The organism is Streptomyces albus subsp. albus (genome assembly GCF_000719865.1).
GTDB classification, from domain to species: domain Bacteria; phylum Actinomycetota; class Actinomycetes; order Streptomycetales; family Streptomycetaceae; genus Streptomyces; species Streptomyces albus_E.
Window position 1 is genome coordinate 104,815 of sequence record NZ_JOID01000012.1, and the last position, 24,051, is coordinate 128,865.

Here is a 24,051-nt window from a genome sequence, read left to right on the forward strand (position 1 = left end):
GGCACGCGGCCGGCCGGCTGCCCCCGACCTTAGCGGCGGCGGGCGCTTTCCGCTGTCGCTGACCGGACTCAGGCGCCGACGCGGATGCGGGCGAAGCGCTTCAGCGTGACACCGGCCTCGTCCAGGACCTTCTGGACGGTCTTCTTGTTGTCCTTGGCGAACGCCTGGTCGAGGAGGCAGTTCTCCTTGAAGAAGCCGTTCACCCGGCCCTCGACGATCTTCGGCAGGGCGCCCTCCGGCTTGCCCTCCTCGCGCGCGGTGGCCTCGGCGACGCGACGCTCGTTCTCGACCGTCTCGGCCGGGATCTGGTCGCGGGAGAGGTACTTCGGACCGAACGCGGCGATGTGCTGCGCGATGTCCTTGGCGACCTCGGCGTTCTCCTGGTCGAGTTCGACGAGGACGCCGACCTGCGGCGGGAGGTCCGGGCTGGTGCGGTGCATGTACGTGGCGACGAAGCCGCCGGCGAACTGCGCGAACCGGTCCAGGACGATCTTCTCGCCGAGGGTGGCGTTGGCCTCGTCCACGTACGCCTGGACGGTCTTGCCGGACTCGATCTCGGAGGCGAGCAGCGCCTCCAGGTCGGCCGGGGAGGTCTTGGCGACGTGCGCGGCCAGCGCGTCGGCGACGGCGAGGAACTTGTCGCCCTTGGCGACGAAGTCGGTCTCGCACTTCAGCTCCAGCAGAACGCCGGACTTGCTGTCGTCCGCGATGAGGGAGACGACGGCACCGTTCTCGGCGCTGCGGCCCTCGCGCTTGGCCACGCCCTTCTGGCCCTTGACGCGCAGGATCTCGACGGCCTTGTCGACGTTGCCCTCGGCCTCGTCCAGCGCCTTCTTGCAGTCCATCATGCCGGCGCCGGTGAGCTCACGGAGCTTCTTGACGTCAGCGGCGGTGAAGTTCGCCATGGTCTGTCAATCTCTTCTCGAAAGTCGATCGATCGGATCTACGGGTGGACGGCGGGGGCACCGGGCCCCCGCCGTCATCAGCCGTGACGCTGGGGTCAGGCCTTCTCGGCGTCCGCGGCCGGAGCCTCGGCGGCCGGAGCCTCCGCGGCGGGGGCCTCGGCAGCGGGAGCCTCGGCGGCGGGGGCCTCGGCCGGCTTCTCGGCCTCGGCGGCGGCCGGCTGCTCGGCAGCCTTCTTGTCGCCGCCCTCCAGGAGGTCGCGCTCCCACTCGGCCAGCGGCTCGCCGGCCTTCTCACCCGGCTTCTGGTCACCGGTGGCCGCGCCGGAGCGGGCGATGAGGCCCTCGGCGGCGGCGTCGGCGATCACGCGGGTGAGCAGGGTGACGGAGCGAATCGCGTCGTCGTTGCCCGGGATCTTGTAGTCGACCTCGTCCGGGTCGCAGTTGGTGTCGAGGATCGCGACCACCGGGATGTTGAGCTTGCGCGCCTCACCGACGGCGATGTGCTCCTTCTTGGTGTCCACGATCCAGACGGCGCTGGGCACCTTCTGCATCTCGCGGATACCGCCGAGGGTCTTCTCCAGCTTCGCCTTCTCGCGGGAGAGGACGAGCAGTTCCTTCTTGGTGAGGCCGGAGGCGGCCACGTCCTCGAAGTCGATCTGCTCGAGCTCCTTGAGGCGCTGCAGACGCTTGTAGACGGTCGAGAAGTTGGTGAGCATGCCGCCCAGCCAGCGCTGGTTGACGTACGGCATGCCGACACGGGTCGCCTGCTCCGCGATGGCTTCCTGCGCCTGCTTCTTGGTGCCGACGAACATGATGGAACCGCCGTGCGCGACGGTCTCCTTGACGAACTCGTAGGCGCGGTCGATGTACGACAGCGACTGGAGCAGGTCGATGATGTAGATGCCGTTGCGCTCCGTGAAGATGAAACGCTTCATCTTCGGGTTCCAACGGCGGGTCTGGTGCCCGAAGTGGACGCCGCTCTCCAGCAGCTCCCGCATCGTGACGACGGCCATGGCCGCACTCCTTGACATTCTCGGTTCCACCGCGGCCGGGCGGCCGCCGTGCCTGACGCCCCGGCGCGCCGTGCCGCGGAAAGCATCTTCCGAGGACCGAGGGACGCGGCCACCGTGCTGCCTGAGAGGTCTGACGCGACGGTGGCGGGGCGTGCGAAGTCGATCCGGTCACCCGGATCGCCACCAGAAGTGTACGGGACGGCCGCACCCCCGGACGACACGGACGGGACCGGTCCGGTGAGGGGCACGACCCCCCGGAGCCGGCGCCGAGTTGTCCACAACCGGCCGGTAATCCACAGGTTGCGACCAAGATCCGCGCGGCGCCCGGCGGATGCGGGACCCTCGCCCCATGCGGAAGAACGAAGCAGCGTGGCGCGGACGGGACGGAGCACGGACCACCGGGCAGCGGAGCGGGAGAGGAGGCCGGTTCCGGGTGTGGAGGCGGAGCACGGCGGAGAGCGGAGCCGCCGTCTCCGGCCACCGTGCCCGCTGCGGGCCCGCGACGGCGGTATGCGCGCTGCTGGCGGTATGGCTGCTCCTGCCCCGGCCGCCCGGTCCCGGAGCCGGCGGGGGCACAGCCCTCTCCCCACCGTTCCCCGCCGCCGGGGCGGCCGCCCCGGCGGGCGGCACGGCGGCGGGCTCACCGGCCGCCCGGCCGCGCCCGGGCGACGGACCGGGCGGGACGGGCCCGCGAGCCGGGCCCCGGCCGGCGCGGGACACCGCCCGCGGCCAGCGCGCCTGGCCGGTCGACGGACCGGGCGGCGGACCGGGCGGGAAGGGTCGCGCGGCCGGCCGGCGGCCGGAGGTCCTGCGCGGCTGGCAGCCACCGCCCTCCCGGTACGCGGCCGGTCACCGCGGGGTGGACCTGGCCTCCCGTACGGGGCGGACCGTACGCGCCGCGGCGCCGGGCCGGGTCTCCTTCGCGGGTGTCGTCGCGGGCCGCGGCGTGGTGTCGATCGAGCTGGACGGCACGGGCGGTCCCCCGCTCCGCATCACCTATCAGCCGGTGTCGGCGGGGGTGGAGAAGGGGGACCGGGTGACCGCGGGCCAACCGGTCGGTGTGCTGGGCCCGGGGCCCTTCCACTGCCGGACCGCCTGTCTCCACTGGGGCCTGCTGCGCGGAGAGGAGTATCTGGATCCGCTGTCGCTGCTCCCCGCCTGGATGCTGCGCGGCGCCCCGTCCCGTCTGCTGCCGGTCTTCGGTGTACCGGAGCCGCGTGCGTGAGCGCGGGGCAGCCGTGGCCGGCCCGGAGCCCTGCGCGCCGACCGGGCAGGCCGGTACGGCCGCGGTGCGGGGTCAGCCGCCGCGGACCCCCCGCAGCGCCATGCCCACCGCCGCCTCGGCGATCTCCTCCGGGCTCTCCGCCGCCCCGAGTTCGGTCCGGCGGACGGCCGCGTCGACGACTCCCTGCAGAAGCATGGCCGCGAGCCGGGGCTGCCGGTGCCCGAGGTCGCCCAGCGTCTCGACGACCAGCCCGATCAGCCCTCCGTGCGCGGCACGGATCTTCTCCCGCGCCCCGGCGTCCAGCTCACCGGCCGAGATGGCCACCACCGCCCGGTGCCGCCGGTCCCCGACCAGCGCCAACTGCCGCCGCACATAGGCCTCGATCTTCTCCTCGGGCGGGCCGGCCGCCGCCATGGCGGCCTCGACCTCCGCGGCCCAGACCGGGAAGTCGACGGCGCACAGTTCTTCGACGACGGCCGCTCTGGAGCGGAAGTACTCATAGACGGAGGAGCGCGCCAGCCCGGTGCGCTCGGCGAGGGCGGGGAAGGTCAGCGCCTCCGTTCCGCCCTCGGACAGCAGGGATCGGGCGGCGTCCAGCAGGGCGCCGCGCTGCATGGTCCGGTGCTCGGCCACGGAGGCCGCTCGAATCCTGGGCACCCGTCCACTCTACGGAGGAGCCCTCGTCCTCGGCGAGCGCCCGGGGAGAAGTGGCCCGGCGGGCCGGGCTCAGCGCCCGACGTCCGCCAGTTTGGCCCGCAGTTGGAGGACGGACTTGGTGTGGATCTGGCTCACCCGGCTCTCGGTGACCCCGAGGACCTGGCCGATCTCGGCGAGGGTCAGCCCTTCGTAGTAGTAGAGAGTGACCACGGTCTTCTCCCGTTCCGGGAGGGTGTTGATGGCCCGGGCCAGCAGCCTTCGCAGCTCGCGGTCCTCGGCGACCTCCTCGGGGTCGTCCGCCGCGGTGTCCTCCAGCTTGTCCATCAAGCTGAGCCGGTCGCCACCCTCTCCCCCCGCGTGCAGCAGCTCCTCCAGAGCCACCACATTGGCCAGGGAGAGCTGGCTGAAGACCTGGTGCAGCTCCTCCAGGGCGATGCCCATCTCCTCGGCGACCTCGGCCTCGGTGGGGGTGCGCCGCAGGGCGGCCTCCAGCGTGGCGTAGGCCCGCTCGACGGCTCGCGCCTTCTGGCGTACGGAGCGGGGGATCCAGTCCAGCGCACGGAGTTCGTCGATCATCGCCCCGCGGATGCGGGTGATCGCATAGGTCTCGAACTTGATGGACCGCCCGGGGTCGAACTTCTCGATCGCGTCGATGAGCCCGAAGACACCGGAGGACACGAAGTCGGCCTGGTCGACGTTGGGCGGCAGGCCCACGCTCACCCGCCCGGCCACGTACTTCACCAGGGGCGAGTAGTGCAGGATCAGCTGTTCCCGCAGCCGGCTGTCGGCCGTGTCCTTGTACGACCGCCAGAGCTCGTCGAGGGACGAGGGGGTGGCGGGGCGCACGCTGCCGCGAGCGGCGGGTGGCACTGCCGCGCGGTCAGACCCGGAGGTGTGCTGGGGCATTCGTCGCCTTGAGCCGTTCTGCCGTCAGGGTGAAATCGTCGGTCGGGAGCCAGGACTTTCGTAAGCGTAGCGTGACTGCCTCGTAGCAGCGTGCGAAGTGCTGCGGGTATCTCATGCGCAGATACGTTCCGCTGACCGCACCGCGGGGTTACGCCCGTTGAGTGGCACATGGGACGCGTGCGATTGACGAGGTTGTCCAGGGCGATGACGGGCCCGGGGGCGGACCGGCGCCCATCACCCGATCGCAGCAGGTCAGGTGCCATCTTCCGGAGCAACTTCAGGGCTTTTGGCCGGACGGGCCAAGCGCCATCGGTCGCCGTGCCGTTCGACGAACCCCAAGGACCGCAATTCGTACAGCCGAGCGCTCGCCTCGTTGCCGTCGGTGCCCGCTTCCCGCGCGATCTCCCGCGTGTCCGCGTCGCGGCGGGCGGGCAGAGCGTCCAGGACGCGGGCCGTGAGCGGGGCCAGCAGATCCCGGGCGAGGACCGGGCCGCTCCGATCCGGGGCCAGTTCCCCGATGCCGCCGACCAGCTCGATCACCTCGTCCGCGTCCGTGACCAGGGTGGCCTCCCCGCGCAGGAGCTCATGGACCCCCGCGGACAGACCGGAGGTCACCGGGCCGGGCACGCCGGCGGACAGCCGGCCCAGCCGCTGGGCACCGCGAGCGGTGACGAGCGAACCGCTGCGGTATTCCGCCTCCACGACCACCGTGCCGCGGGTGAGCGCGGCGATGACCCGGTTGCGCTGCAGAAAGCGGCTGCGGGTGGGGTGCCCGCCCGGCGGGAGCTCCGCCACCAGCAGCCCCTGGTCGGCGATGCGCCGTAACAGCTCGGTGTGGCCGCGCGGATAGGCACGGTCCACCCCGCAGGCGAGGACGGCGATGGTGGCGCCGTTCGCGGCGAGCGCCCCGCGGTGCGCCGCGCCGTCGATCCCGTAGGCCGCTCCGGAGACCACCACCCAGCCCCGCTCCGCGAGGCCGGCGCCGAGGGCGGCGGCGGCATGGGCGCCGTAGTCCGTGCACGCCCGGGCGCCGACAACGGCCACCGACCGCAGCGCCCAGAGCCGCAGGGACGGTCTGCCCCGCACCCAGAGACCGATGGGGCGGGCATCGCCCAGATCGTCCAGCTGTCCCGGCCACTCCTGGTCTCCCGGGCAGACGAAGCGGATACCGCAGGCCTCCGCGGCGCGGAGCTCCGCGACCGGATCCGTCCCGGCCGCCCGGGCACGGTAGCCCGCCATCCGTGCGTCGCTGACCGCGGACGGCGCCCTGTCCCGTCCGAGGAAGAGCCGCAGCAGAGCGACCGGTCCCAGTTCCCGCAGCCACCGTCCGGCCAGCTCATCGCCCGGCTCCACGATCCGGGTGAGGGCCGCCCGCGCCTGGCGCGCCCGCTCGGTCGCTACACCGCCCGTCATGCGGGCTCCCCCACCGGTACCGCTCCCCGGCTCACGCCGGTCCGCAGCTGGAGAGCCAGGGCCACGTCGGCGGCCGCGGGACGGTCGTGACCCGCGAGATCGGCGACCGTCCACGCCACCCGGAGCACCCGGTCCAGACCGCGGGCGGTGAGCAGGCCCCGCTCCATGTCCCGTTCGGCCTCCCGGAGCGCACCGGGATCCGGCCGCCATCTGGTGCGCAGCTCATGCCCCGGGACCTCGCCGTTGACCCGCCACGGACTCTCCGCCAGCCGGGCCGCGGCCCGTTCCCGGGCCTGGAGTACCCGCCCGGCGACCACCGCGGTGGGCTCGCCTCCGACCCCGCCGTCCAGCAGAGCACGCCGCCCCACCGGTTCGACGCCGACCCGGAGGTCCACCCGGTCCATCAGCGGGCCGGAGAGCCTCGCCTGGTACCGCCGGACGACGGCGGGCGAGCACTCGCAGCCGGCCCCGGACAGCGAGTGCCGACCGCAGGGGCACGGGTTGGCTGCGAGAACGAGCAGGAACCGGGCCGGCAGCCGGACGACACCCGCGCTGCGGGCCACCACCACGTGCCCGGACTCCAGCGGCTGCCGCAGCGCGTCCAGCACCCGGCCGCTGAACTCGGCGGCCTCGTCGAGAAAGAGGACCCCGCGGTGGGCAAGGGTGACGGCCCCGGGCCTCGGCAGACCGTTCCCCCCGCCGACCAGCGACGGCATGGTCGCGGAGTGGTGGGGCGCGCAGTAGGGAGCTGTGTCGATCAGTGGCCGGCCGGGCGGGAGGACGCCCGCCACCGAGTGCACGGCTGTCACTTCCAGGGACTCCCGCCGGGTCAGTGGCGGCAGCAGGGCGGGAAGCCGCTCCGCCAGCATCGTTTTGCCTGCTCCGGGGGGACCTTTCAGGTAAAGGTGGTGCCCGCCGGCGGCGGCCACCTCCAACGCCGTCCGGGCGGCCCGCTGGCCGGCGACATCGGCGAGATCCGGCAGCGGCCCACCGCCCTCCGCCGACCGGCCGGCCAGCCCGGCCGCCGCGCCCGAACCCGGCAGGGCGAGGCCCGCGAGCATCGGGTCCGGCCGCCCCGCCTCCGTGGGCTCCTCCTCGGGTACCGGGTCGTCGGACAGCACCGCGATCAGCTGTCGCAGGCTGCGCACCCCGAGGACGGCGATCCCGGGCACCAGGGCCGCCTCGGCGGCCGTCTGCTCCGGGACCACCACCTGCTCGTACCCCGCCTCCGCCGCGGCGAGCACGGCCGGGAGCACGCCGCGGACCGGACGCACCCGCCCGTCGAGACCGAGCTCACCGATCATCATCAGATCCGCGATCCGCCGCGGGTCGATCCGCTCCGCCGCCCCCAGGACCGCACAGGCCACGGCCAAATCGAACCCGCTGCCGCTCTTCGGGACGGAGGCCGGGCTGAGCCCGACCGTCAGCTTCTTCTGCGGCCACTCGGCGCCGGAGTTGACCACCGCGGCCCGGACCCGGTCCCGGCTCTCCACCAGGCTCTTGTCCGGCAGCCCGACGAGGGTGAAGGCGGCGATCCCGGGCTCGAGATCCGCCTGTACCTCGACCACCACGCCCTCGATCCCCGCCAGCGCCACCGAGCAGGTGCGCGCGAACCCCATCAGGCCACCCCCCGAGCATGCTCGACCACGGGGGCACCGCGCCCCGGCAGCAGAACCCCCACGAGGTCGATCCGGACTCCTCCGGGCGGCGGCTGCCGCGCCGGCCAGCGCTCCTGCAGCCATCGTGCCGCGAGCCGCCGCAGCCGCGCCGCCTTCCGGACCGGCACGCCCGCCATGGGATGCTCGCGGCCACCGGCCCGGCGGGTCTTGACCTCGCAGATCACCAGGGCGTCGCCGTCCCGGGCGACAATGTCGATCTCGCCCTCGCGGCAGCGCCAGTTGCGCTCCAGTACCGTCATCCCGGCGTCGGCCAGCCGCCGCGCCGCCAGGTCCTCTCCGTAGCGGCCGAGCGCTCCTCGCGCGTTCATCGGCATCACCTCCGGGACGGACTGTCCCGGAACCGGAGGAGTAGAGTGGATCTTGGTCTGAAACGGTGGACAACTCGCCAGTTGTGGATAACCCGCTCACTCGTCCGGGTGAGCCGGCCGCCTCATCCGACCCCCGTCACGCCCCTCGGGCCCGCCGCGGCGGATCCCGGCCTCACCGGTTGAAGCCGGACTCGTCCGGCAGTTCGAGGTCGCTCTTGTTGAGCTCCTCGATGTTCACGTCCTTGAAGGTCAGCACCCGGACCTGCTTCACGAACCGCGCGGGCCGGTACATGTCCCACACCCAGGCGTCGGCCATGGAGATCTCGAAGAAGACCTCCCCCTGCACCGAGTGCACCTGCATCTCGTAGGCGTTCGTCAGATAGAAACGCCGTTCGGTCTCGATCACGTACTTGAACAGACCGACGACGTCGCGGTACTCCCGGTAGAGCTTCAGCTCCATCTCGGTCTCGTACTTCTCGAGGTCTTCGGCGCTCATGACATGGTCCCCTTCAGCCGGGCGTCTCCCTATTGTGCGTCAGGCCCGTTCCGCCTCCAGGGTCACGGGCGCACTCGGAGGACCCTCGGCGAGCAGCGTGCGCAGCAGCTCCGCGAGCTTGGTCGGGTACACCGTCTCACGCAGGGTGGACAGTTCCCCGGAGGTCCACCACCGGAGCCCGGTGATACTGCGCTGTTCCAGCTCGGTACGGCCCGCGTCGTCGGTGCCGGTCTGCTCGGTCCTGCCCAGGTAGTACCACTCGTCCTGGTTCCAGCGGCGCCCGTCGAACGGGAAGGAGCAGTTGCGCCGCCACAGCACGGGCCCCAGCTCGACCTCCGTGATCCCCGTCTCCTCGGCCAGCTCGCGCCGGGCCGCGTCCTCGCGGCTCTCTCCCGGCTCGACCCCGCCGCCGGGGGTGAACCACCAGGAGAGCCGGGGGTCGGCGGGTTCGTGTCCGTGCAGCAGCAGGATCCGGTCGGCGGGGTCGAGCAGCACCACGCGGGCGACCTTCCGCCACTCCTCAGGCACCGGCCCGCTCCGTGCGCCGCCGCCCGGCCCGGCGGGCGACGGGCCCGTACGCGGCCCCCGCGAGGACCAGCACCACCCCCGCGGCCACGGCCAGGGAGAGCGGCCGCAGCGGGCCGGGCTCGGAGACCCCGCCGGGAAGATCCGTGAAGGCCACGGGGCGGGGGACCATGCCGAGGGAGTCCATCGGCCAGACCGAGGCGTCGACCCGGGCGCTGACCGCGCTCACGGGCACCGCGCCGTGGTCGCCGTCGGTCAGATGTTCCCGCGAGTCCAGGGACGTGTTCCGCTGGTCGCCGAGGAGGAACACGCTGCCCCGGGGCACCGGCGCGGTGAACTCCAGCGGAGAGGCCGGCCCGGCGCTCCGCAGATACGGTTCCTCGAGCGCTTCGCCGTTCACCGTCAGCCGGCCCTCCGCGTCACAGCAGACGACCTTGTCCCCGCCGACGCCCACCACGCGCTTGATCATCGGGAGGTCGCCCCAGGTCGCGTCGGTGAAGACCACCACATCGCCGCGGCGGACCTCCCCGCCGTCGATCCGCTCGGCCAGCACCCGGTCACCGGCGTTGACCGTCGGCTCCATGGAGTCGGTCGGCACGGTGTACGGCTGGTAGAGCAGTGCCGCCCAGGCGAATCCGCCCAGGAACAGCACACAGCCGACGGCCACCGCCAGCCCGGACAGGATCCCGCCCGCTGTGCGATGACCGTCGGCCGTCCGTTCCGCTGTACCCATTCCCGCTCCCCGCCTCGGTGCTCAGGAACGGCACCCTACCCGGCGGTACGGGACGTGGTCAGCCGTCCTGCTCCGTCTTTCCCGGCACCGGTACCGACACGGACGCCGACACCGCCGCCGGCACCTGCGCCGGAGCGGCGCTCCCCGCCGCGTCCCGGGTGAGCAGCCGCCGGCGGCGCCACAGCACCAGCGGCACCGCACCGGCGAACCCGAGGGCAGCGGGGGCCGCCCCGGTGGCCACGGCGTTCAGCCCGCTCTGGTCGTAGGTGTCCGGGACCGGCAGGGTGGACCAGCGGTCCAGCGGCCAGGCCACGACCACCGCACGTCCGACCACCTCGTCGACCGGAACGGTGCCGTTCCCCGGAAGGTCCTGGTGGTAGCGGGAGTCGAGGGAGTTCTGACGGTGGTCACCCATCACCCAGATCCGGCCCTCCGGAATCTTGATGGGGCCGAACTCCTTGTCCCCGCACGGGGTGTCGCCGGGGTACAGATACGTCTCGTCGAGCGCCTTGCCGTTGACCTCGACGGGACCGGTCTTCTTGCACTCGACGGTGTCACCGCCCACCCCGATGACCCGCTTGATCAGGTCCTTGTCCTCCGCAGAGGGCATCAGCCCGACGGCGCTCAGCACATTGCGCACCGCGGAGGCGACCGGACCGGACTCGGTCTCCGGCATCTCCCCGAGCCAGCGGCCCGGGTCGTGGAAGACGACGACCTCCCCGCGCTCGGGCTCGGAGCCGAACCACGGGGTCAGCTTGTCCACGAGCACCCGGTCCCCGCGCTGCAGGGTGTTCTGCATCGAGTCGGAGGGGATCGAGAAGGCCTGCAGCAGGAAGGTCTTGATGAGAAGAGCCAGGAGCAGCGCGATCCCGATGAGGATCGGCAGTTCCTTCCAGAAGGAACGAGGCTTCTTCCCTCTCACCGCGTCTTCCTCACCGCCGTCTCCGTCTGCGGAGCGCTCCCCGTCCTCCGGGCGCTCCTCGGGTTCGTCCTGACCGGTTCGTGCGCCGACGGCCACGTCCCCCACATCCACTCCTCACTCCGCACTGCCGCTTGGCCCGCGCACGGCGCAGGCCCACCACTCCCATAACGAGCGGGAGTTCCGCAGGGATCGGGAGATGGATCATCGCTTGTCGTTCCCGGGCCGGCTCGGGCCCGGAGACCCCAGTATGGGCCCCTGGCCTGTCACTCCGCGGAACCAGGGCGGCCGCGGGTGTCGCCGCGCCGCTCCGGTCGGGCACCGAGGCGTAGGTCTCCTGCTCCTCCAGCCCGCTCCAGTGGTCGAACGGCCAGGCGATCCACAGGGCCCTGCCCACCACCAGGTCCTCCGGGACCGTACCGTTCGCGGTCTCCTGCAGATGGAAGCGGGAGTCCGCCGAGTTCGACCGGTGGTCTCCCATGACGAAGAGCCGGCCCGCCGGGACCGACACCTCGAACCGCTGCTCGGAGGGTGAGTTGCCGGGGTGGAGATACGGTTCGTTGATCGCCGTGTCGTTGACGGTGACGCGGCCGTCCGGATCGCAGCACCGCACGGTGTCCCCGCCGACCGCGACGACCCGCTTGATCAGGTCCTGCTCGTCGTCCGAGGGCAGCAGGCCGATGAAGGTCAGCAGCTGCTTCCCCTGCTTGATCCCCACCGGGTCCTCCTCGGTGCTGATCTGCTCCCCCTCCAGCCATCCGCCCGGATCCTTGAAGACCACGACGTCCCCCCGCTGCGGCTTCGAGCCGAACCACGGCGTCAGCTTGTCCACCAGCACCCGGTCGCCGATCTGGATGGTCTGCTCCATCGAGCCCGAGGGAATGACGAACGCCTGCACGAGGAAGGTCTTGAGCCCCAGTGCGATCAGCACGGCCACGGTGATGAGGATCGGCACCTCCCGGATGGCCGAGCGCCGGCGACGGCGCTTGATGCGCTGGGCGGCCCGGCGCCGTTCGGCCCGCCCGCCGGTCAGCCGCCCGCCCGTGGGACGCGAGCCCGTGGGCAGGCGCATGTCGCGGTCGGGGCCGCCCCGGGGTTTTCCGCGGTTACCCATGGCCGCCTCCCCGCCCGGCGGCCGGCGCGTCGGGCACGCGTGCGAAACCGTCCGGTGTGGTGAGGGACGTCCAGTGCCGGGCCGGCCATCCGATCCAGTCGGCCCTGCCGATCACCCGGCTGACGGGTACCGTGCCGCCGCCGGGCTCACCGAGATGGTCGCGGGAGTCGCGGGAGTCGCTGCGGTGGTCGCCCATGACCCAGAGTCTGCCCAATGGCACGACGATGTCGAAGGGCACCTGGGACGGGCTGTCGCCCGGTAGCAGATAGTCCTCGTCGAGGGCCACGCCGTTCACCTTGATCCTTCCCCGCTCGTCACAGCAGGTGACCCGGTCACCGCCGATGCCCACCACGCGCTTGACGTAGTCGGTCTCGTCCGGCTCCGCGAGTCCCACGGCGGCTGCCGCCTCACGCAGCAGTCCGGTCAGCACGCCACCGGAGCGCCCGTCGTGGACGAACGAACCGGTGCCGTCGAAGACCACTACGTCTCCGCGGCCCGGTTCGTTGCCGAATCCGTAGGCGAGCTTGTTCACGAGCACGCGGTCGCCGGTCCGGAGCGTGGGCTCCATCGAGCCGCTGGGAATGAGGAAGGGCTGTACGACCCAGGCGCTGAGCAGGAGGACTCCGGCGACGGAGAGGGCGACCAGGCCCCCGACCCGCCGCCACGAAACGCGGCCGGAGCGCCGCGCCGGGCCCTCCGGGCCGGAACGCGCCGAGCGCGACCGCGGCTGCCGCCCCTCGGGGGATGCGGCAGAGCGGTCGCGCTCGGAAAGGTGTTCGTCGGTGTCCATCGCCCCAAAAGCCTAACCGGCCGGGCCGGGTGGACTTCCGGCGAAGATTCAGCTGCGCTTCTCCTTGATCTTCGCGGCCTTGCCGCGGAGCTCGCGCAGGTAGTACAGCTTGGCGCGGCGGACGTCACCGCGGGTCACGACCTCGATCTTCTCGACGATCGGGGTGTGCACCGGGAAGGTGCGCTCCACACCGACGCTGAAGCTGACCTTGCGGACCGTGAAGGTCTCGCGCACTCCGGAGCCCTGACGGCGGATGACGACGCCCTTGAACTGCTGGACACGGGAGCGGTTGCCCTCGATGACGCGGACGTGGACGTTCACGGTGTCGCCGGGGCGGAACGCGGGGACGTCGCTGCGCAGCGATGCGGAGTCGACGCTGTCGAGAAGGTTCATGACCGTCTGCTTTCCTCGCCGATGCCACAGGTCATCAGCGGTACGTAAGGGTGCGAGATGCGGGGTGCCGCCGGTTCCGGCGGTGAGTGCGGCGGGCGGGCGTCGTTCCCCCTGTGGCAGGGGCGCGCGCCGGACGCACAACAGCGGCTCATTCTTCCACGGGGGTGGGCGCCCGCCCAAATCGGCCGTCCGCCGTCACGTCCCAGCCGAGTTCGGCGAGGATCCTGCGGTCGTCCTGGTCGAACGCGGCGGGGTCCCGGCCGGCGATCAGATCGGGCCGGTTGCCGGCCGTGCGGCGCAGGGCCTCGTCGCGCCGCCAGCGGGCGATCCGGCCGTGGTGGCCGCTGAGCAGCACCTCGGGGATGCCGCGGCCGCGCCATACGGGCGGCTTGGTGTAGACGGGTCCCTCGAGCAGTCCGGCCATCCCGCCGGGCGCGAAGGAGTCGTCGCGGTGGGATTCCGCGTTGCCGAGCACCCCGGGGAGGAGCCGGGCGATCGCCTCGGTCATCACCAGCACGGGTGCCTCGCCGCCGGCCAGGACGTAGTCACCGATGGAGACCTCCAGCAGCTCGTACTCGCCCGCGTACTCCTCGACGACCCGCCGGTCGATGCCCTCGTAACGGGCCGGGGTGAAGACGAGCCAGGGCCGCTCCGCGAGCCGGACGGCCAGCTCCTGGGTGAACGGCTCGCCGCCGGGGGTGGGAACGACGATGACCGGCCGCTCCCCCTCGGCGCCCGAGGCGATGACGGCGTCGAGCGCCTCCCCCCACGGCTCCGGCTTCATGACCATGCCGGGGCCACCGCCGTACGGGGTGTCGTCCACGGTGTTGTGCCGGTCGTGCGTCCACTCCCGCAGGTCGTGCACCCGGACGTCGAGCTGCCCGCGGGCCCGGGCCTTCCCGACCAGGGAGAGGTTCAGCGGTTCCAGGTACTCCGGGAAGATGGTGACGACGTCGAGCCTCATGCGCCGGTCCCGTCCTCCGTGCTCGCCGGCGCGGTCCTCCGGCCGCCCGCGATCTCGGCCCCTGACTCGTCGAGCAGGCCGGGCGGCGGGTCGATCACGGCGCGCTGCTCCGCGAGGTCCACCTCCGGGACGATCTCGGAGACGAAGGGGATCAGGACCTCGCTGCCGTCGGGCCGCTCCACCACCAGCAGATCCTGGTACGGGAGATGGGAGATCTCGGTGATCCGACCGACCGCGGTGCCGTCGGTGGTGACCACGTCGAGGTCCATCAGCTGGTGGTCGTAGTACTCGTCCGGGTCCTCCGGAACCTCTTCCGGGTCGACCTCGGCGATGAGCAGGGTGTTGCGGAGCGCCTCGGCGCCGGTGCGGTCCCGTACGCCGGCGAAGCGCAGCAGCAGGCGGCCGCTGTGCACCCGGCCGGTCTCGATGGTGAGCGGCCCGGCGGAGGCCGGCTCGGTGGCCAGGACGGCGCCGGGGGCCAGCCGGAGTTCCGGCTCGTCCGTACGCACCTCGACGGTGACCTCGCCCTTGATTCCGTGGGCGCGGCCGATCCGCGCGACTACCAGCTGCACTGCGCCTCTCTTTTGCGGCGGGGCCGCCGCCTGTCGCGGTGGCCGCTCACGCCGCCGTCTTTCCCGGTGGATGGCCGCGGAGCCGGGCCGCTGTCCGCGCGGCACGGTCTCCGTCGCCCTGTTCTGGTCCGCTCTCCCTTACACGGACGGACGCGGGCCGGGGCGGGCCGTGGCCCTCCCCGGCCCGCGCCGGTGCTGTACTTGTCAGCGAACCTGGTCCACGTCGACGAGGTCGACGCGGATACCGCGGCCGCCGAGGGCGCCCACGACGGTCCGCAGGGCGCGGGCGGTACGGCCGTTGCGACCGATCACCTTGCCGAGGTCCTCGGGGTGCACCCGAACCTCCAGTACCCGCCCCCGGCGCAGGTTGCGCGAGGCGACCTGCACGTCGTCGGGGTTGTCGACGATGCCCTTCACGAGGTGCTCGAGGGCCTCCTCGAGCATCATCAGGCCTCGGTGGACTCGGCCGACTTGGCGTCCGCCGGAGCGGCAGCCTCATCCGCCTTCTTGTCGGACTTCTTGGCCTTCGGGGTGATCGCCTCACCCTTGGGCTCGTCACCGGCGTCCTTGGCGGCGGCCTCGAAGAGGGCGCGCTTGTCGGCCTTGGGCGCGGGGACCTGCATCGGCTCGGGGGCCGGGAGGCCCTTGAACTTCTGCCAGTCACCGGTGACCCGGAGGATGGCCGCGACCGGCTCGGTCGGCTGCGCGCCGACGCTCAGCCAGTACTGGACGCGCTCGGAGTCGACCTCGATGCGGGACGGGTTCTGCACCGGGTGGTACAGACCGATCTCCTCGATGGCCCGGCCGTCGCGGCGGGTACGGGAGTCGGCGACGATGATGCGGTAGTGAGGCGACCGGATCTTGCCCAGGCGCTTCAGCTTGATCTTGACTGCCACGGGAGTGGTGTCTCCTGCTCTATGACGTGTTTGAGCATCACGGCCTCCCACGTGGGGTTGCGGGATTCCGAGCGCTCGATGGACGCGTCAGCCGAGGGAGAGAGGGGTCCGGACCGGCTGCCGAGTACTCAACGGCCCATTCTGCCATACCCCGGAGGCGCCGCCGCACGCCCCTGCGGGCACCCCGGGCACACCCGGGGGCCGGTGCCCGACGCGCCGGGAGCCGGAGGCGGGGCGGTGCGGTGCGGCGGCGTCAGGCCGCGGCGGCCGCTTCGGGGATTCTGAACGGCTTGCCGCAGCCACCGCAGACGATCGGGGCCTGGGCCAGCACGGACGGCACGACCCGGACGTTGCGCCCGCAGTCGCACACCGCCTTGACCCGGACTCCGCCGCCGGACGAGCCGTGCCGGGCCGCGGGGCCGCGGAAACTGCGGCCGGCGTCCCCCGCCGTCGCGGCGGAGTGCGCCTTCAGCGCACGGTTCAGCCGCTCGATGGTGGGCCGGTACCGCCGTTTCGCCTCGGGGGTGAGGACCACCAGCGAGAAGCCGCTGCTGGGATGCGGCTCCTCGGAGTGATCGAGCCCGAGCTCCTCGGCCACCGCGAGGAATCTGCGGTTGTGGTAGCGGCCGGCCCGCGAGGTGTCGCGGATACCGCGGGCGGCGGCGATGCCGTGGACTGCCTCGTGCAGCAGTCGTTCGAAGGAGAGCTCCGCGCCGCAGGCGGACGAGGACTCTCCGATCAGGGATTCGGGCGCGGCGAGATCCGGCAGCTCGGGGTGGTGCCGTTGAATGTCGGCCCACGCCTGCGCCAGCTCCGCGGCGAGAACAGGTGGTGTCGTGCTCACGTCGTGAACAACGAGCCGGGGCCCCCTGGTGTTCCGATACCGGGCATCCCAAATAATTTGCACGTACCAGTCAGTACAGCGCTGTTGCGGGGCGACGAGGGCGGGTGCGCTGATCTGCGGAGAAGTCGTACGGCTCCCAACAACCCGGTACGTACCTACCTGCGCGTAACCCCGGCTCGGGAACAGCCCGTGCGCCTCCCGCCGGTGGCGCCGCTCCCCGTACACGGCCCCGCCGCGCGTCGAACCGGGCTCGGAGCGGTGGGCCGCGAGGGGCCCGTCGGCGTCCGCGAGCGTACCGGGCCCGTCCTCCTCCACCGTACCGGCCCCGCGGGCCCGCGGCTCCCGCACCCGGGGACGGCGTACCCCGCTCCGGGGACGGCGGCGGAAATGCCGCGTCCCGGGCGGAAGCACCCGTCCGTGGCATGGCGGACTCGGTACGGCGGTGGCACCCTGAGAAGGGAATCGGTGGTCCCCGGGCACGCCGCGAACGGCCGGCAGCGGCGTGCGCCGAGGGAGCCAGGAACATCGCCGCGCATCCCCGTGGACCCATGGACCAGGCAGCGAAGCGGAGTCCTCCGGCGAGGGGATGGGGTGCGGCTCGACCAGGGGCGGGCAACCACAGGACTGAGCTCTCGGCGGATTGGGGCGCTTCGATGACACCCACGCTCGTACAGCGGCACCACGTCTCCCCCACCCGCGCGCCCGAGGGTGCGCGGGCCCGTGCGCGGGACTGGGCCGAGATCCAGGAACGGATGCTGGTGCCGCTCTACGAGGCCGTCCACCAACGGCTGGAGACGGGGGCCGGGGACAGGGTGCTGGGGCTGCGCTGCGGTTCGGGGCTGGCCCTGCTGATGGCGGCCGGCCGCGGGGCCGCCGTCACGGGCACGGACCCGGACCCGTACCGGCTCGCGCTGGCCCGCAAGCGGCTGGCGCCGGACTCCGCGGAGCACCCGCCGGGCGGCGCGCCGCGCCTGTACGAGGGCGGGCCGGAGGCCATCGCGGAGGACGGGCGGCCGTTCACGCTCGTGACCGTCTTCGACCCGCAGTCGTGCGCCGACGAGGATCTGGGGCCGGCCCTGACCGCGGCGACGGCTCTCGCCGAGCGCGGCAGCCCGGTGGTGCTCACGGGCTGGGGACCGCCCGAGCGCTGCGCGACCTCCTCGGTGCTGCGGGTGGCGACCCGGCTGGCAGGCCGCCCGCCGGCGCTCGGCCCCGGCTATGGGGACGCGCCGGGCCGGCGGCGGTCTTACGGGCGCGATGCCCTGGAGGAGTCGGCGCACCGGGCCGGACTGCGGCCGGACGGTTCGGGGCGCGTCTCCTGTCCGTTCGGCTACGCCGACCTGGACAGCGCCGTGCGCGGACTGCTCTCCACCGGGCTGTTCGACGAGGCGGTGGCGGCCACGGACGGCGACCAGGTCGAGAAGGAGCTCACCGAGGCGCTGCACCAGCACCGCCGGCCGGACGGCACGGTGTGGATGCCGAACGTCTTCCGCTACCTCGTCGCCCGGGTCTGAGCCCGGGAACGAGGGGCGAGGACCGAGGGGAGGAGGCAGGGCTCGAGGAGCCCTCGTCCTTCCGGCGTTCAGGCGGCACTTCGCCCGGCCGGCCCTGCCCCGGCCGACCGGCCGGGCCGGGCGTCAGCGCATGAACTTCTTGAACTCGTCGGGCAGTTCGAAGTCCTGCTGCTCCTGTCCGCCCTGCGGCAGACCCAGCGGGTTCGCGGCCTGCTGCTCGCGGCGAGCCGCGGCGGCCTCTTCCTCGGCCTTCCGCTTCATCGGGTTGCCGCTGCGGCGCTTGCCCTTGGCCTGCTTCTGCTGCTTCTTCTTCCGGCCGGGGCCGCCGCCCATGCCCGGCATCCCGGGCATCCCCGGCATGCCGCCGCCCTGGGCCATCCGGGACATCATCTTCCGGGCTTCGAAGAACCGCTCCACGAGGTTCTTCACGGCGCTGACCTCGACACCGGAGCCCTTGGCGATCCGGGCCCGGCGGGAGCCGTTGATGATGGTCGGGTCCTGGCGCTCGCCCGGCGTCATCGACTTGATGATCGCGGCGGTGCGGTCGACGTCCCGCTCGTCGAGGTTGTTGATCTGCTCCCGCATCTCCCCCATGCCCGGCAGCATGCCGAGCAGTTTGGAGATCGAGCCCATCTTCCGGACCTGCTCCATCTGGGCCAGGAAATCGTCGAGGGTGAACTCCTTGGGCCCCTTGGCCAGCTTCCCGGCCATCTTCTCGGCCTCGGCCTGGCTGAAGGTCTGTTCGGCCTTCTCGATCAGGCTGAGCATGTCGCCCATGCCGAGAATGCGGGACGCCATGCGGTCCGGGTGGAACGCGTCGAAGTCGTCCAGCTTCTCGCCGTTGGAGGCGAACATGATCTGGCGGCCGGTGACATGGGCGATGGACAGGGCCGCACCGCCGCGCGCGTCGCCGTCGAGCTTGGAGAGCACCACGCCGTCGAATCCCACGCCGTCGCGGAACGCCTCGGCGGTGTTCACCGCGTCCTGGCCGATCATCGCGTCGACGACGAAGAGGATCTCGTCCGGGGTGACGGCGTCGCGGATGTCGGCGGCCTGCCGCATCAGTTCCTCGTCGATGCCGAGGCGGCCGGCGGTGTCGACGATGACCACGTCGTGCAGCTTGGCCTTGGCGAACTCGATGGAGTCCCGGGCCACCTTCACCGGGTCGCCGACACCGTTGCCCGGCTCCGGCGCGTAGACGGCGACCTCCGCGCGCTCGGCCACGACGGAGAGCTGGTTGACGGCGTTCGGGCGCTGGAGGTCACAGGCCACGAGCAGCGGGGTGTGGCCCTGGCCCTTCAGCCAGCGGCCGAGCTTGCCCGCGAGCGTGGTCTTGCCCGCACCCTGCAGACCGGCCAGCATGATCACGGTGGGCGGGGTCTTGGCGAAGCGCAGCCGGCGGGTCTCGCCGCCGAGGATGCCGACGAGCTCCTCATTGACGATCTTGATGACCTGCTGGGCGGGGTTGAGGGCCTGCGAGACCTCCGCGCCCAGCGCCCGCTCCTTGACCTGCTTGATGAAGGCCCGCACCACGGGAAGCGCGACATCCGCCTCCAGCAGCGCGATGCGGATCTCGCGGGCGGTGGCATCGATGTCCGCCTCGGACAGGCGGCCCTTGCCCCGGAGGTTCTTGAACGTCGCTGCGAGGCGGTCGGAAAGAGTGTCGAACACGGCGGTCGCGAATCCTCGGATCGGTGGGGCGGGCAACTGACCCCCAGGGTATCCGCCCGTTCCCGTTGCGGTCTCCCCCGCTTTCACCCCAGGGCGTTCTGCACGGCGCGCGCCACCTCCGCCGCCCGGCTCCCGGGCAACGGGGCGCCGTCGGCGCCGGTGAGGTAGAAGGCGTCGACCGCGTTGGCGCCGAGCGTGCTGATGTGCGCGCTGCGCAGCCGTACCCCCGCGTCCTCCAGGGCGCGCCCGATACGGTGCAGCAGCCCCGGCGCGTCCTGGGCCCGCACCTCCAGAACGGTCGCGTGCCGGGAGGCCGCCGGGGCCACCGTGACCCGGGGCGGCGGGGGCCGTACTCCGTGGCGGCGGGGATACGCGGCCTCGCGCTCGGCGAGGCGGGCGGCGATGTCGAGCGATCCGTCCAGAGCCCGCAGCAGGTCGGCGCGGAGCCGGGCCGCGTCCGGCAGCGAGCCGTACTCGGCGGCGACCCGCCAGCTCAGCAGGAGGGCGGGGCCGTCCGCGCCCTCGACGGTCCGCTCCGCCGCCGGCTCCAGGAGCCGCAGGTCGGCCGAGCGCACGGCGAGCCGGTGCAGGGCCAGCACGCCCGCGGCCGCGGGCAGCAGACCGGCGCGCTCCGGGACGGCGATGCGCAGCTCCACGCCGACGGGTCCGGGTGCGTCGCCGGAGGCGGCCGGGGCCTCTTCCGGCGAGCCGGGGCTCAGGGTGAGCACCGGACCGCCGGTGCGCAGCGCCTCCGCGGCGAGCCGCCACTGCCCGGCCGTCGTCCCCTCGCGCGAGCCGCCGTCGTCCCGGTGCCGCGGCGGTTCGCCGGCGAGGACGGCGGTCGCGCGGCGGACGAGGTCGGTGACGAGGGACGCCCGCCAGGCACTCCAGGCGGCGGGGCCGGTGGCGAGGGCGTCCGCCTCGGTGAGGGCGTGCAGGAGTTCGAGCGTCTCCGCACTGCCGACCGCGTCCGCGACCGCCTGGACGGTGGCGGGGTCGTCCAGGTCGCGACGGGTCGCCGTGTCGACGAGCAGCAGGTGGTGGCGGACGAGCACGGCGACGGTCCCGGTGTCCGCCGCGCCGAAGCCGATTCTGGCGGCCACGTCCCGGGCGATGACCTCACCGGTGACGGAGTGGTCGCCCGGCCAGCCCTTGCCGATGTCGTGCAGCAGGGCCCCGACCAGCAGCAGGTCGGGGCGGCCGACCCGGCGGCTGAGGGCGCCGGCGCGCACGGCGGTCTCGACGCAGTGGCGGTCAACGGTCCAGCGGTGCACCGCGTTCCGCTGCGGGCGGCAGCGGACCCGCTCCCAGTCGGGCAGCAACCGGGTGATCAGGCCCTCGGCCTCCAGGGCCTCCCACACCCCCACGGTGGGCGGGCCGGCACCCAGCAGGGTGACGAACTGCTCACGGGCCTCGGCGGGCCAGGGCACGGGCAGCGGGCCGGCCGCGGCGGCCAGGCGCCGTACGGAGTGCGGTGAGAGAGGCAGCCCCGCCTGGGCCGCCGCGGCGGCCGCGCGCAGCGGCAGCACCGGGTCCTGCTGGGGACGAGCGGCGCGGGCGAGCACCACCTCGCCGTCCTGTTCGACGACGCCCTCGGCGAGCGGGGTGCGGCCGGCCGTGTCGCCGGACGCTCCCGGGGCGCGGCCCCGGCCGGGGCGGCCGCCGGTGAGCAGTCCGCGCAGTCCGCCGCGCGCCGCGCGGGAGCGCAGCACGCGGCCGACCTCCCGCCAGGTCACGTCGTCGGCGTAGGCCACGGTGCGCGCGGCCTCGTAGAGCCGGCGGAGCAGGGCGTCGGCGTCCGCCAGTCCGAGGTCGGCCGCGACCTGGTCCTGCTCCTGGAGCGCGAGCCGGTCGGTGGCGCGGCCGGTGGCCAGATGGAGGGTGTCACGGGTGTCGAGGAGCCGGGTCCGGGCCTCGGCCAGTCCCTCGCGCGGGGCGTCGGCCAGCCAGGAGGCGGCGACGGCGCGCAGCGCGGTCAGGTCACGGAGGCCGCCGTGCGCCTCCTTGAGGTCGGGCTCCAGCAGGAACTGGAGTTCGCCGTGACGCCGGGTGCGTTCCTCGCCCAGCTCGCGCAGTTCGGGCAGGCGTTTCGGTGCCTGGTTGCGCCAGTCGGCGAGGACGGCCGTGCGCAGCGCGGTGGTCAGCGACGGGTCTCCGGCGATGTGCCGCGCGTCCAGGAGGCCGAGCTGCACCTTGAGCTCCTCGCGGGCCGTGGTGCGGGCCTGGGCGGTCGTGCGCACGGAGTGGTCGAGGGCGAGCCCGAGGTCCCAGACGGGGTACCAGATGCCGTCGGCGAGGGCTGCCACGGCCGCCGGATCGGCCGTCTCGTCGTGGAGCAGCAGCAGGTCGAGGTCGCTGCGGGGGGAGAGTTCCCCCCGCCCGTAGCCCCCGACGGCCACCAGGGCGGCTCCCCGCCGGGGCGCGGGGCGCGGTGCCCGGGGCCGGCCGGAGGGCGGGTCCGCCGGCTGTCCGTTCCGGTCGGCGACGCCGGTGGCGCTCGCGGTGAACAGCGCGGCCAGCCAGTCGTCGGTGAGGCGGGCCAGGGCGGTGCGGCGGCCGGGCCCGGACGGCGTCTCCTGCCGGAGCAGCCGGGTGCGTGCCGCCGCGTAGCCGCCGGGCGGCGGGCCGGCCGCGTCCGCTGTGATGTCCACGCCGTCCGTCACCGGTTCCCCTTGCTGTTCGGGCCCTGTGCGGGCCGGTCGTGCGGTGCCGGGTGCCGGGCGGGCCCGCGTCCGTCTCGCGGACCCGCCCGGGGCCTGGCCTAGAGCGCGTCCGGTCCGCGCTCCCCGGTCCGTACCCGGACCGCGGTCTCGACGGGGACGCACCACACCTTGCCGTCGCCGATCTTGCCGGTCCGGGACGCCTTGACGATGACGTCGATCAGCTGTTCGGCGTCGCCGTCCTCGACGAGCACCTCGATGCGGACCTTGGGGACCAGGTCGACGGTGTACTCGGCGCCGCGGTACACCTCGGTGTGGCCGCGCTGCCGGCCGTAGCCGCTGGCCTCGGTGACCGTCAGGCCCTGGACGCCGAAGGCCTGGAGGGCCTCCTTGATCTCGTCCAGCCGGTGCGGCTTCACGACCGCCGTGATGAGCTTCATGCGTCCACCTTCTTGTTCCGCGGCGCCGCCGCACCCGTCTCCGTGAGGTCCGGCACCGTACTACGGCCGGTGGGCGTGCCCCCCACGGTGCTGAAGTCGTAGCCCGTCTCGGCGTGGAACACCTGGTCGAGCCCGGAGGTCTCGTCGTCCTCACTGGCCCGGAAGCCGACCGTCATGTCGACGAGCTTGGCCAGCAGCCAGGAGACGACGAAGGAGAAGGCCATGACCGAGAAGGCGCCGATGGCCTGCTTGCCGAGCTGGCTCATGCCGCCCACGCCGTCGACGGCGAGGACGCCGACCAGCAGGGTGCCGATGAGGCCGCCGACCAGGTGGACGCCGACGACGTCGAGGGAGTCGTCGTAGCCCAGCTTGTACTTGAGGCTGACGGCCCAGGAGCAGACGGCACCGGCCACGACGCCGATGAGGATGGCGCCGAGCGCGTTCACGTGGGCGCCGGCGGGCGTGATGGCGACCAGGCCCGCGACCGCGCCGGAGGCGGCGCCGAGCGTGGTGAAGGCCCCGTGCCGGATCCGCTCGTAGGCGAGCCAGCCGAGCATCGCGGCGCCGGTGGCGACCTGGGTGTTGAGGGCCATGGTGGCCGCGGTCCCGTTGGCGGCCAGGGCCGAGCCGGCGTTGAAGCCGAACCAGCCGAACCACAGCAGGGCCGCGCCGAGCATCACCAGCGGCAGGTTGTGCGGCCGCATCGGGTCCTTCTTGAAGCCGATGCGCTTCCCCACCACGAGGACGGCGGCCAGGGCGCCGACACCCGCGTTGATGTGGACGGCGGTTCCGCCGGCGAAGTCGATGACCTCCAGCTGGAACAGCCAGCCGTCGGCCTGCCACACCCAGTGAGCGACCGGGAAGTAGACCACGGTGACCCAGAGCGCGATGAACAGCGACCAGGCGCTGAACTTCACGCGGTCCGCGAGCGCGCCGCTCATCAGGGCGGGCGTCAGCACGGCGAACATCAGCTGGAAGAGGGCGAAGGCGAGGACCGGGATGCCCTCCTTGCCGCCGGTGAGCGTCTCGGCGTCGATGCCGGAGAGGCCGATGTGGTCGAGGTTGCCCAGCAGGCCGCTGCCGATGTCGTCACCGAAGGTGAGCGAGTAGCCGTACAGCACCCAGAGGATGCTGACGATGCCCAGCGACACGAAGGACATCATGAGCATGTTGAGGGCGCTCTTGACCCGCACCATGCCCCCGTAGAAGAAAGCCAGGCCCGGTGTCATCAGCATCACGAGCGCGGCACTGATCAAGACGAATGCGGTATCTGCGCCATTCAATGTCGATCTCCTAGAAGCGACGGCCCGTGCGGGATGGAACTGGGATGGGCCGGTTTTCGCCTAGAGATTGACGCAGCGCCGTTTCCACCGATGCCGCACGGTGTTTCGGCGCCGTGACGAAGGCCTCGCGC

Annotated in this window: 25 protein-coding genes; 2 read left to right on the forward strand and 23 right to left on the reverse strand. The window is 72.9% G+C overall.

Annotation, left to right across the window (positions count from 1 at the left end; all coding sequences use genetic code 11):
• Window positions 1–68: 68 nt before the first annotated feature.
• Together tsf and rpsB are read right to left on the reverse strand one after the other, a co-directional pair.
• Entirely contained in the window at window positions 69–905 is an 837-nt protein-coding gene (gene tsf / locus IF83_RS0114000; protein ID WP_030544487.1) for a translation elongation factor Ts, read from the reverse strand.
• A 95-nt stretch (window positions 906–1,000) separates the two neighbouring features.
• Complete coding sequence (rpsB, locus tag IF83_RS0114005; protein ID WP_030544488.1) at window positions 1,001–1,918, reverse strand: 30S ribosomal protein S2; 918 nt, start codon at window positions 1,916–1,918, stop codon at window positions 1,001–1,003.
• A gap of 859 nt (window positions 1,919–2,777) precedes the next feature.
• On the opposite strand from rpsB, the gene IF83_RS35460 reads away from it, so the two are divergent.
• Entirely contained in the window at window positions 2,778–3,143 is a 366-nt protein-coding gene (locus IF83_RS35460) for a M23 family metallopeptidase (RefSeq protein WP_347877103.1), read from the forward strand.
• Between the two features lie 72 nt (window positions 3,144–3,215).
• On the opposite strand, the gene IF83_RS0114015 is transcribed toward IF83_RS35460, so the two are convergent.
• The 17 genes from IF83_RS0114015 to IF83_RS0114095 all read right to left on the reverse strand — a co-directional run bounded on the left by IF83_RS0114015 (window position 3,216) and on the right by IF83_RS0114095 (window position 16,352).
• A complete protein-coding gene (locus tag IF83_RS0114015; RefSeq protein ID WP_030544490.1) occupies window positions 3,216–3,776 on the reverse strand; it encodes a TetR/AcrR family transcriptional regulator in 561 nt (186 codons plus the stop codon).
• 93 nt (window positions 3,777–3,869) lie between these two features.
• Window positions 3,870–4,706 carry an RNA polymerase sigma factor WhiG gene (gene whiG, locus IF83_RS0114020; RefSeq protein ID WP_030544491.1) on the reverse strand — a complete coding sequence of 279 codons (837 nt, stop codon included), beginning with the start codon at window positions 4,704–4,706 and terminating at the stop codon, window positions 3,870–3,872.
• A gap of 252 nt (window positions 4,707–4,958) precedes the next feature.
• Window positions 4,959–6,119, reverse strand: a complete 1,161-nt coding sequence (gene dprA, locus IF83_RS0114025) for a DNA-processing protein DprA (RefSeq protein ID WP_037679963.1) — start codon at window positions 6,117–6,119, stop codon at window positions 4,959–4,961.
• Window positions 6,116–7,738 (reverse strand): YifB family Mg chelatase-like AAA ATPase, encoded by a 1,623-nt coding sequence (locus IF83_RS0114030; protein WP_030544493.1) that lies wholly within the window; start codon window positions 7,736–7,738, stop codon window positions 6,116–6,118. Before IF83_RS0114030 ends, dprA begins: the two co-directional genes overlap by 4 nt.
• The gene (locus IF83_RS0114035; RefSeq protein ID WP_030544494.1) at window positions 7,738–8,106 is read right to left on the reverse strand and encodes a YraN family protein; all 369 of its coding nucleotides are present in this window, start codon (window positions 8,104–8,106) and stop codon (window positions 7,738–7,740) included. Before IF83_RS0114035 ends, IF83_RS0114030 begins: the two co-directional genes overlap by 1 nt.
• A 172-nt stretch (window positions 8,107–8,278) precedes the next feature.
• On the reverse strand, window positions 8,279–8,602 hold the full coding sequence (locus IF83_RS0114040; RefSeq protein WP_019709827.1) for a DUF2469 domain-containing protein: 324 nt from the start codon (window positions 8,600–8,602) through the stop codon (window positions 8,279–8,281).
• 39 nt (window positions 8,603–8,641) lie between these two features.
• Window positions 8,642–9,130, reverse strand: coding sequence for an NUDIX hydrolase (locus IF83_RS0114045; RefSeq protein WP_030544495.1), 489 nt, complete (start codon window positions 9,128–9,130; stop codon window positions 8,642–8,644).
• Window positions 9,123–9,860: a signal peptidase I gene (gene lepB / locus IF83_RS0114050; protein ID WP_030544496.1), complete on the reverse strand. Its 738-nt coding sequence runs from the start codon at window positions 9,858–9,860 to the stop codon at window positions 9,123–9,125. The genes IF83_RS0114045 and lepB (IF83_RS0114050) overlap by 8 nt, the downstream gene beginning before the upstream one ends.
• A 58-nt stretch (window positions 9,861–9,918) precedes the next feature.
• Window positions 9,919–10,878 carry a signal peptidase I gene (gene lepB, locus IF83_RS0114055; protein ID WP_078843477.1) on the reverse strand — a complete coding sequence of 320 codons (960 nt, stop codon included), beginning with the start codon at window positions 10,876–10,878 and terminating at the stop codon, window positions 9,919–9,921.
• Complete coding sequence (gene lepB, locus IF83_RS0114060) at window positions 10,793–11,893, reverse strand: signal peptidase I (RefSeq protein ID WP_030544498.1); 1,101 nt, start codon at window positions 11,891–11,893, stop codon at window positions 10,793–10,795. Before lepB (IF83_RS0114060) ends, lepB (IF83_RS0114055) begins: the two co-directional genes overlap by 86 nt.
• A complete protein-coding gene (gene lepB, locus IF83_RS0114065; protein WP_030544499.1) occupies window positions 11,886–12,683 on the reverse strand; it encodes a signal peptidase I in 798 nt (265 codons plus the stop codon). Before lepB (IF83_RS0114065) ends, lepB (IF83_RS0114060) begins: the two co-directional genes overlap by 8 nt.
• A 48-nt stretch (window positions 12,684–12,731) precedes the next feature.
• Window positions 12,732–13,076, reverse strand: coding sequence for a 50S ribosomal protein L19 (gene rplS, locus IF83_RS0114070; protein ID WP_019709833.1), 345 nt, complete (start codon window positions 13,074–13,076; stop codon window positions 12,732–12,734).
• Between the two features lie 148 nt (window positions 13,077–13,224).
• Complete coding sequence (trmD, locus tag IF83_RS0114075; protein ID WP_030544500.1) at window positions 13,225–14,040, reverse strand: tRNA (guanosine(37)-N1)-methyltransferase TrmD; 816 nt, start codon at window positions 14,038–14,040, stop codon at window positions 13,225–13,227.
• Window positions 14,037–14,612, reverse strand: a complete 576-nt coding sequence (gene rimM, locus IF83_RS0114080; RefSeq protein ID WP_030544501.1) for a ribosome maturation factor RimM — start codon at window positions 14,610–14,612, stop codon at window positions 14,037–14,039. Before rimM ends, trmD begins: the two co-directional genes overlap by 4 nt.
• A gap of 204 nt (window positions 14,613–14,816) precedes the next feature.
• The gene (locus tag IF83_RS0114085) at window positions 14,817–15,056 is read right to left on the reverse strand and encodes an RNA-binding protein (protein ID WP_030544502.1); all 240 of its coding nucleotides are present in this window, start codon (window positions 15,054–15,056) and stop codon (window positions 14,817–14,819) included.
• A gap of 2 nt (window positions 15,057–15,058) precedes the next feature.
• Window positions 15,059–15,508, reverse strand: a complete 450-nt coding sequence (rpsP, locus tag IF83_RS0114090) for a 30S ribosomal protein S16 (protein ID WP_030544503.1) — start codon at window positions 15,506–15,508, stop codon at window positions 15,059–15,061.
• Between the two features lie 253 nt (window positions 15,509–15,761).
• On the reverse strand, window positions 15,762–16,352 hold the full coding sequence (locus IF83_RS0114095; protein ID WP_030544504.1) for a hypothetical protein: 591 nt from the start codon (window positions 16,350–16,352) through the stop codon (window positions 15,762–15,764).
• A gap of 653 nt (window positions 16,353–17,005) precedes the next feature.
• Here IF83_RS0114095 and IF83_RS0114100 point away from each other — a divergent pair.
• Complete coding sequence (locus tag IF83_RS0114100) at window positions 17,006–17,866, forward strand: class I SAM-dependent methyltransferase (RefSeq protein WP_030544505.1); 861 nt, start codon at window positions 17,006–17,008, stop codon at window positions 17,864–17,866.
• A 123-nt stretch (window positions 17,867–17,989) separates the two neighbouring features.
• Here the strand turns inward: IF83_RS0114100 and ffh are convergent, their stop codons facing one another.
• The 4 genes from ffh to IF83_RS0114120 form a co-directional block, all read right to left on the reverse strand.
• Window positions 17,990–19,537, reverse strand: a complete 1,548-nt coding sequence (ffh, locus tag IF83_RS0114105; RefSeq protein ID WP_030544506.1) for a signal recognition particle protein — start codon at window positions 19,535–19,537, stop codon at window positions 17,990–17,992.
• A gap of 83 nt (window positions 19,538–19,620) precedes the next feature.
• Entirely contained in the window at window positions 19,621–22,200 is a 2,580-nt protein-coding gene (locus IF83_RS0114110) for a [protein-PII] uridylyltransferase (RefSeq protein ID WP_030544507.1), read from the reverse strand.
• A gap of 98 nt (window positions 22,201–22,298) precedes the next feature.
• A complete protein-coding gene (locus tag IF83_RS0114115) occupies window positions 22,299–22,637 on the reverse strand; it encodes a P-II family nitrogen regulator (RefSeq protein WP_030544508.1) in 339 nt (112 codons plus the stop codon).
• Window positions 22,634–23,920 carry an ammonium transporter gene (locus IF83_RS0114120; protein WP_030544509.1) on the reverse strand — a complete coding sequence of 429 codons (1,287 nt, stop codon included), beginning with the start codon at window positions 23,918–23,920 and terminating at the stop codon, window positions 22,634–22,636. The genes IF83_RS0114115 and IF83_RS0114120 overlap by 4 nt, the downstream gene beginning before the upstream one ends.
• Between the last annotated feature and the right edge of the window lie 131 nt (window positions 23,921–24,051).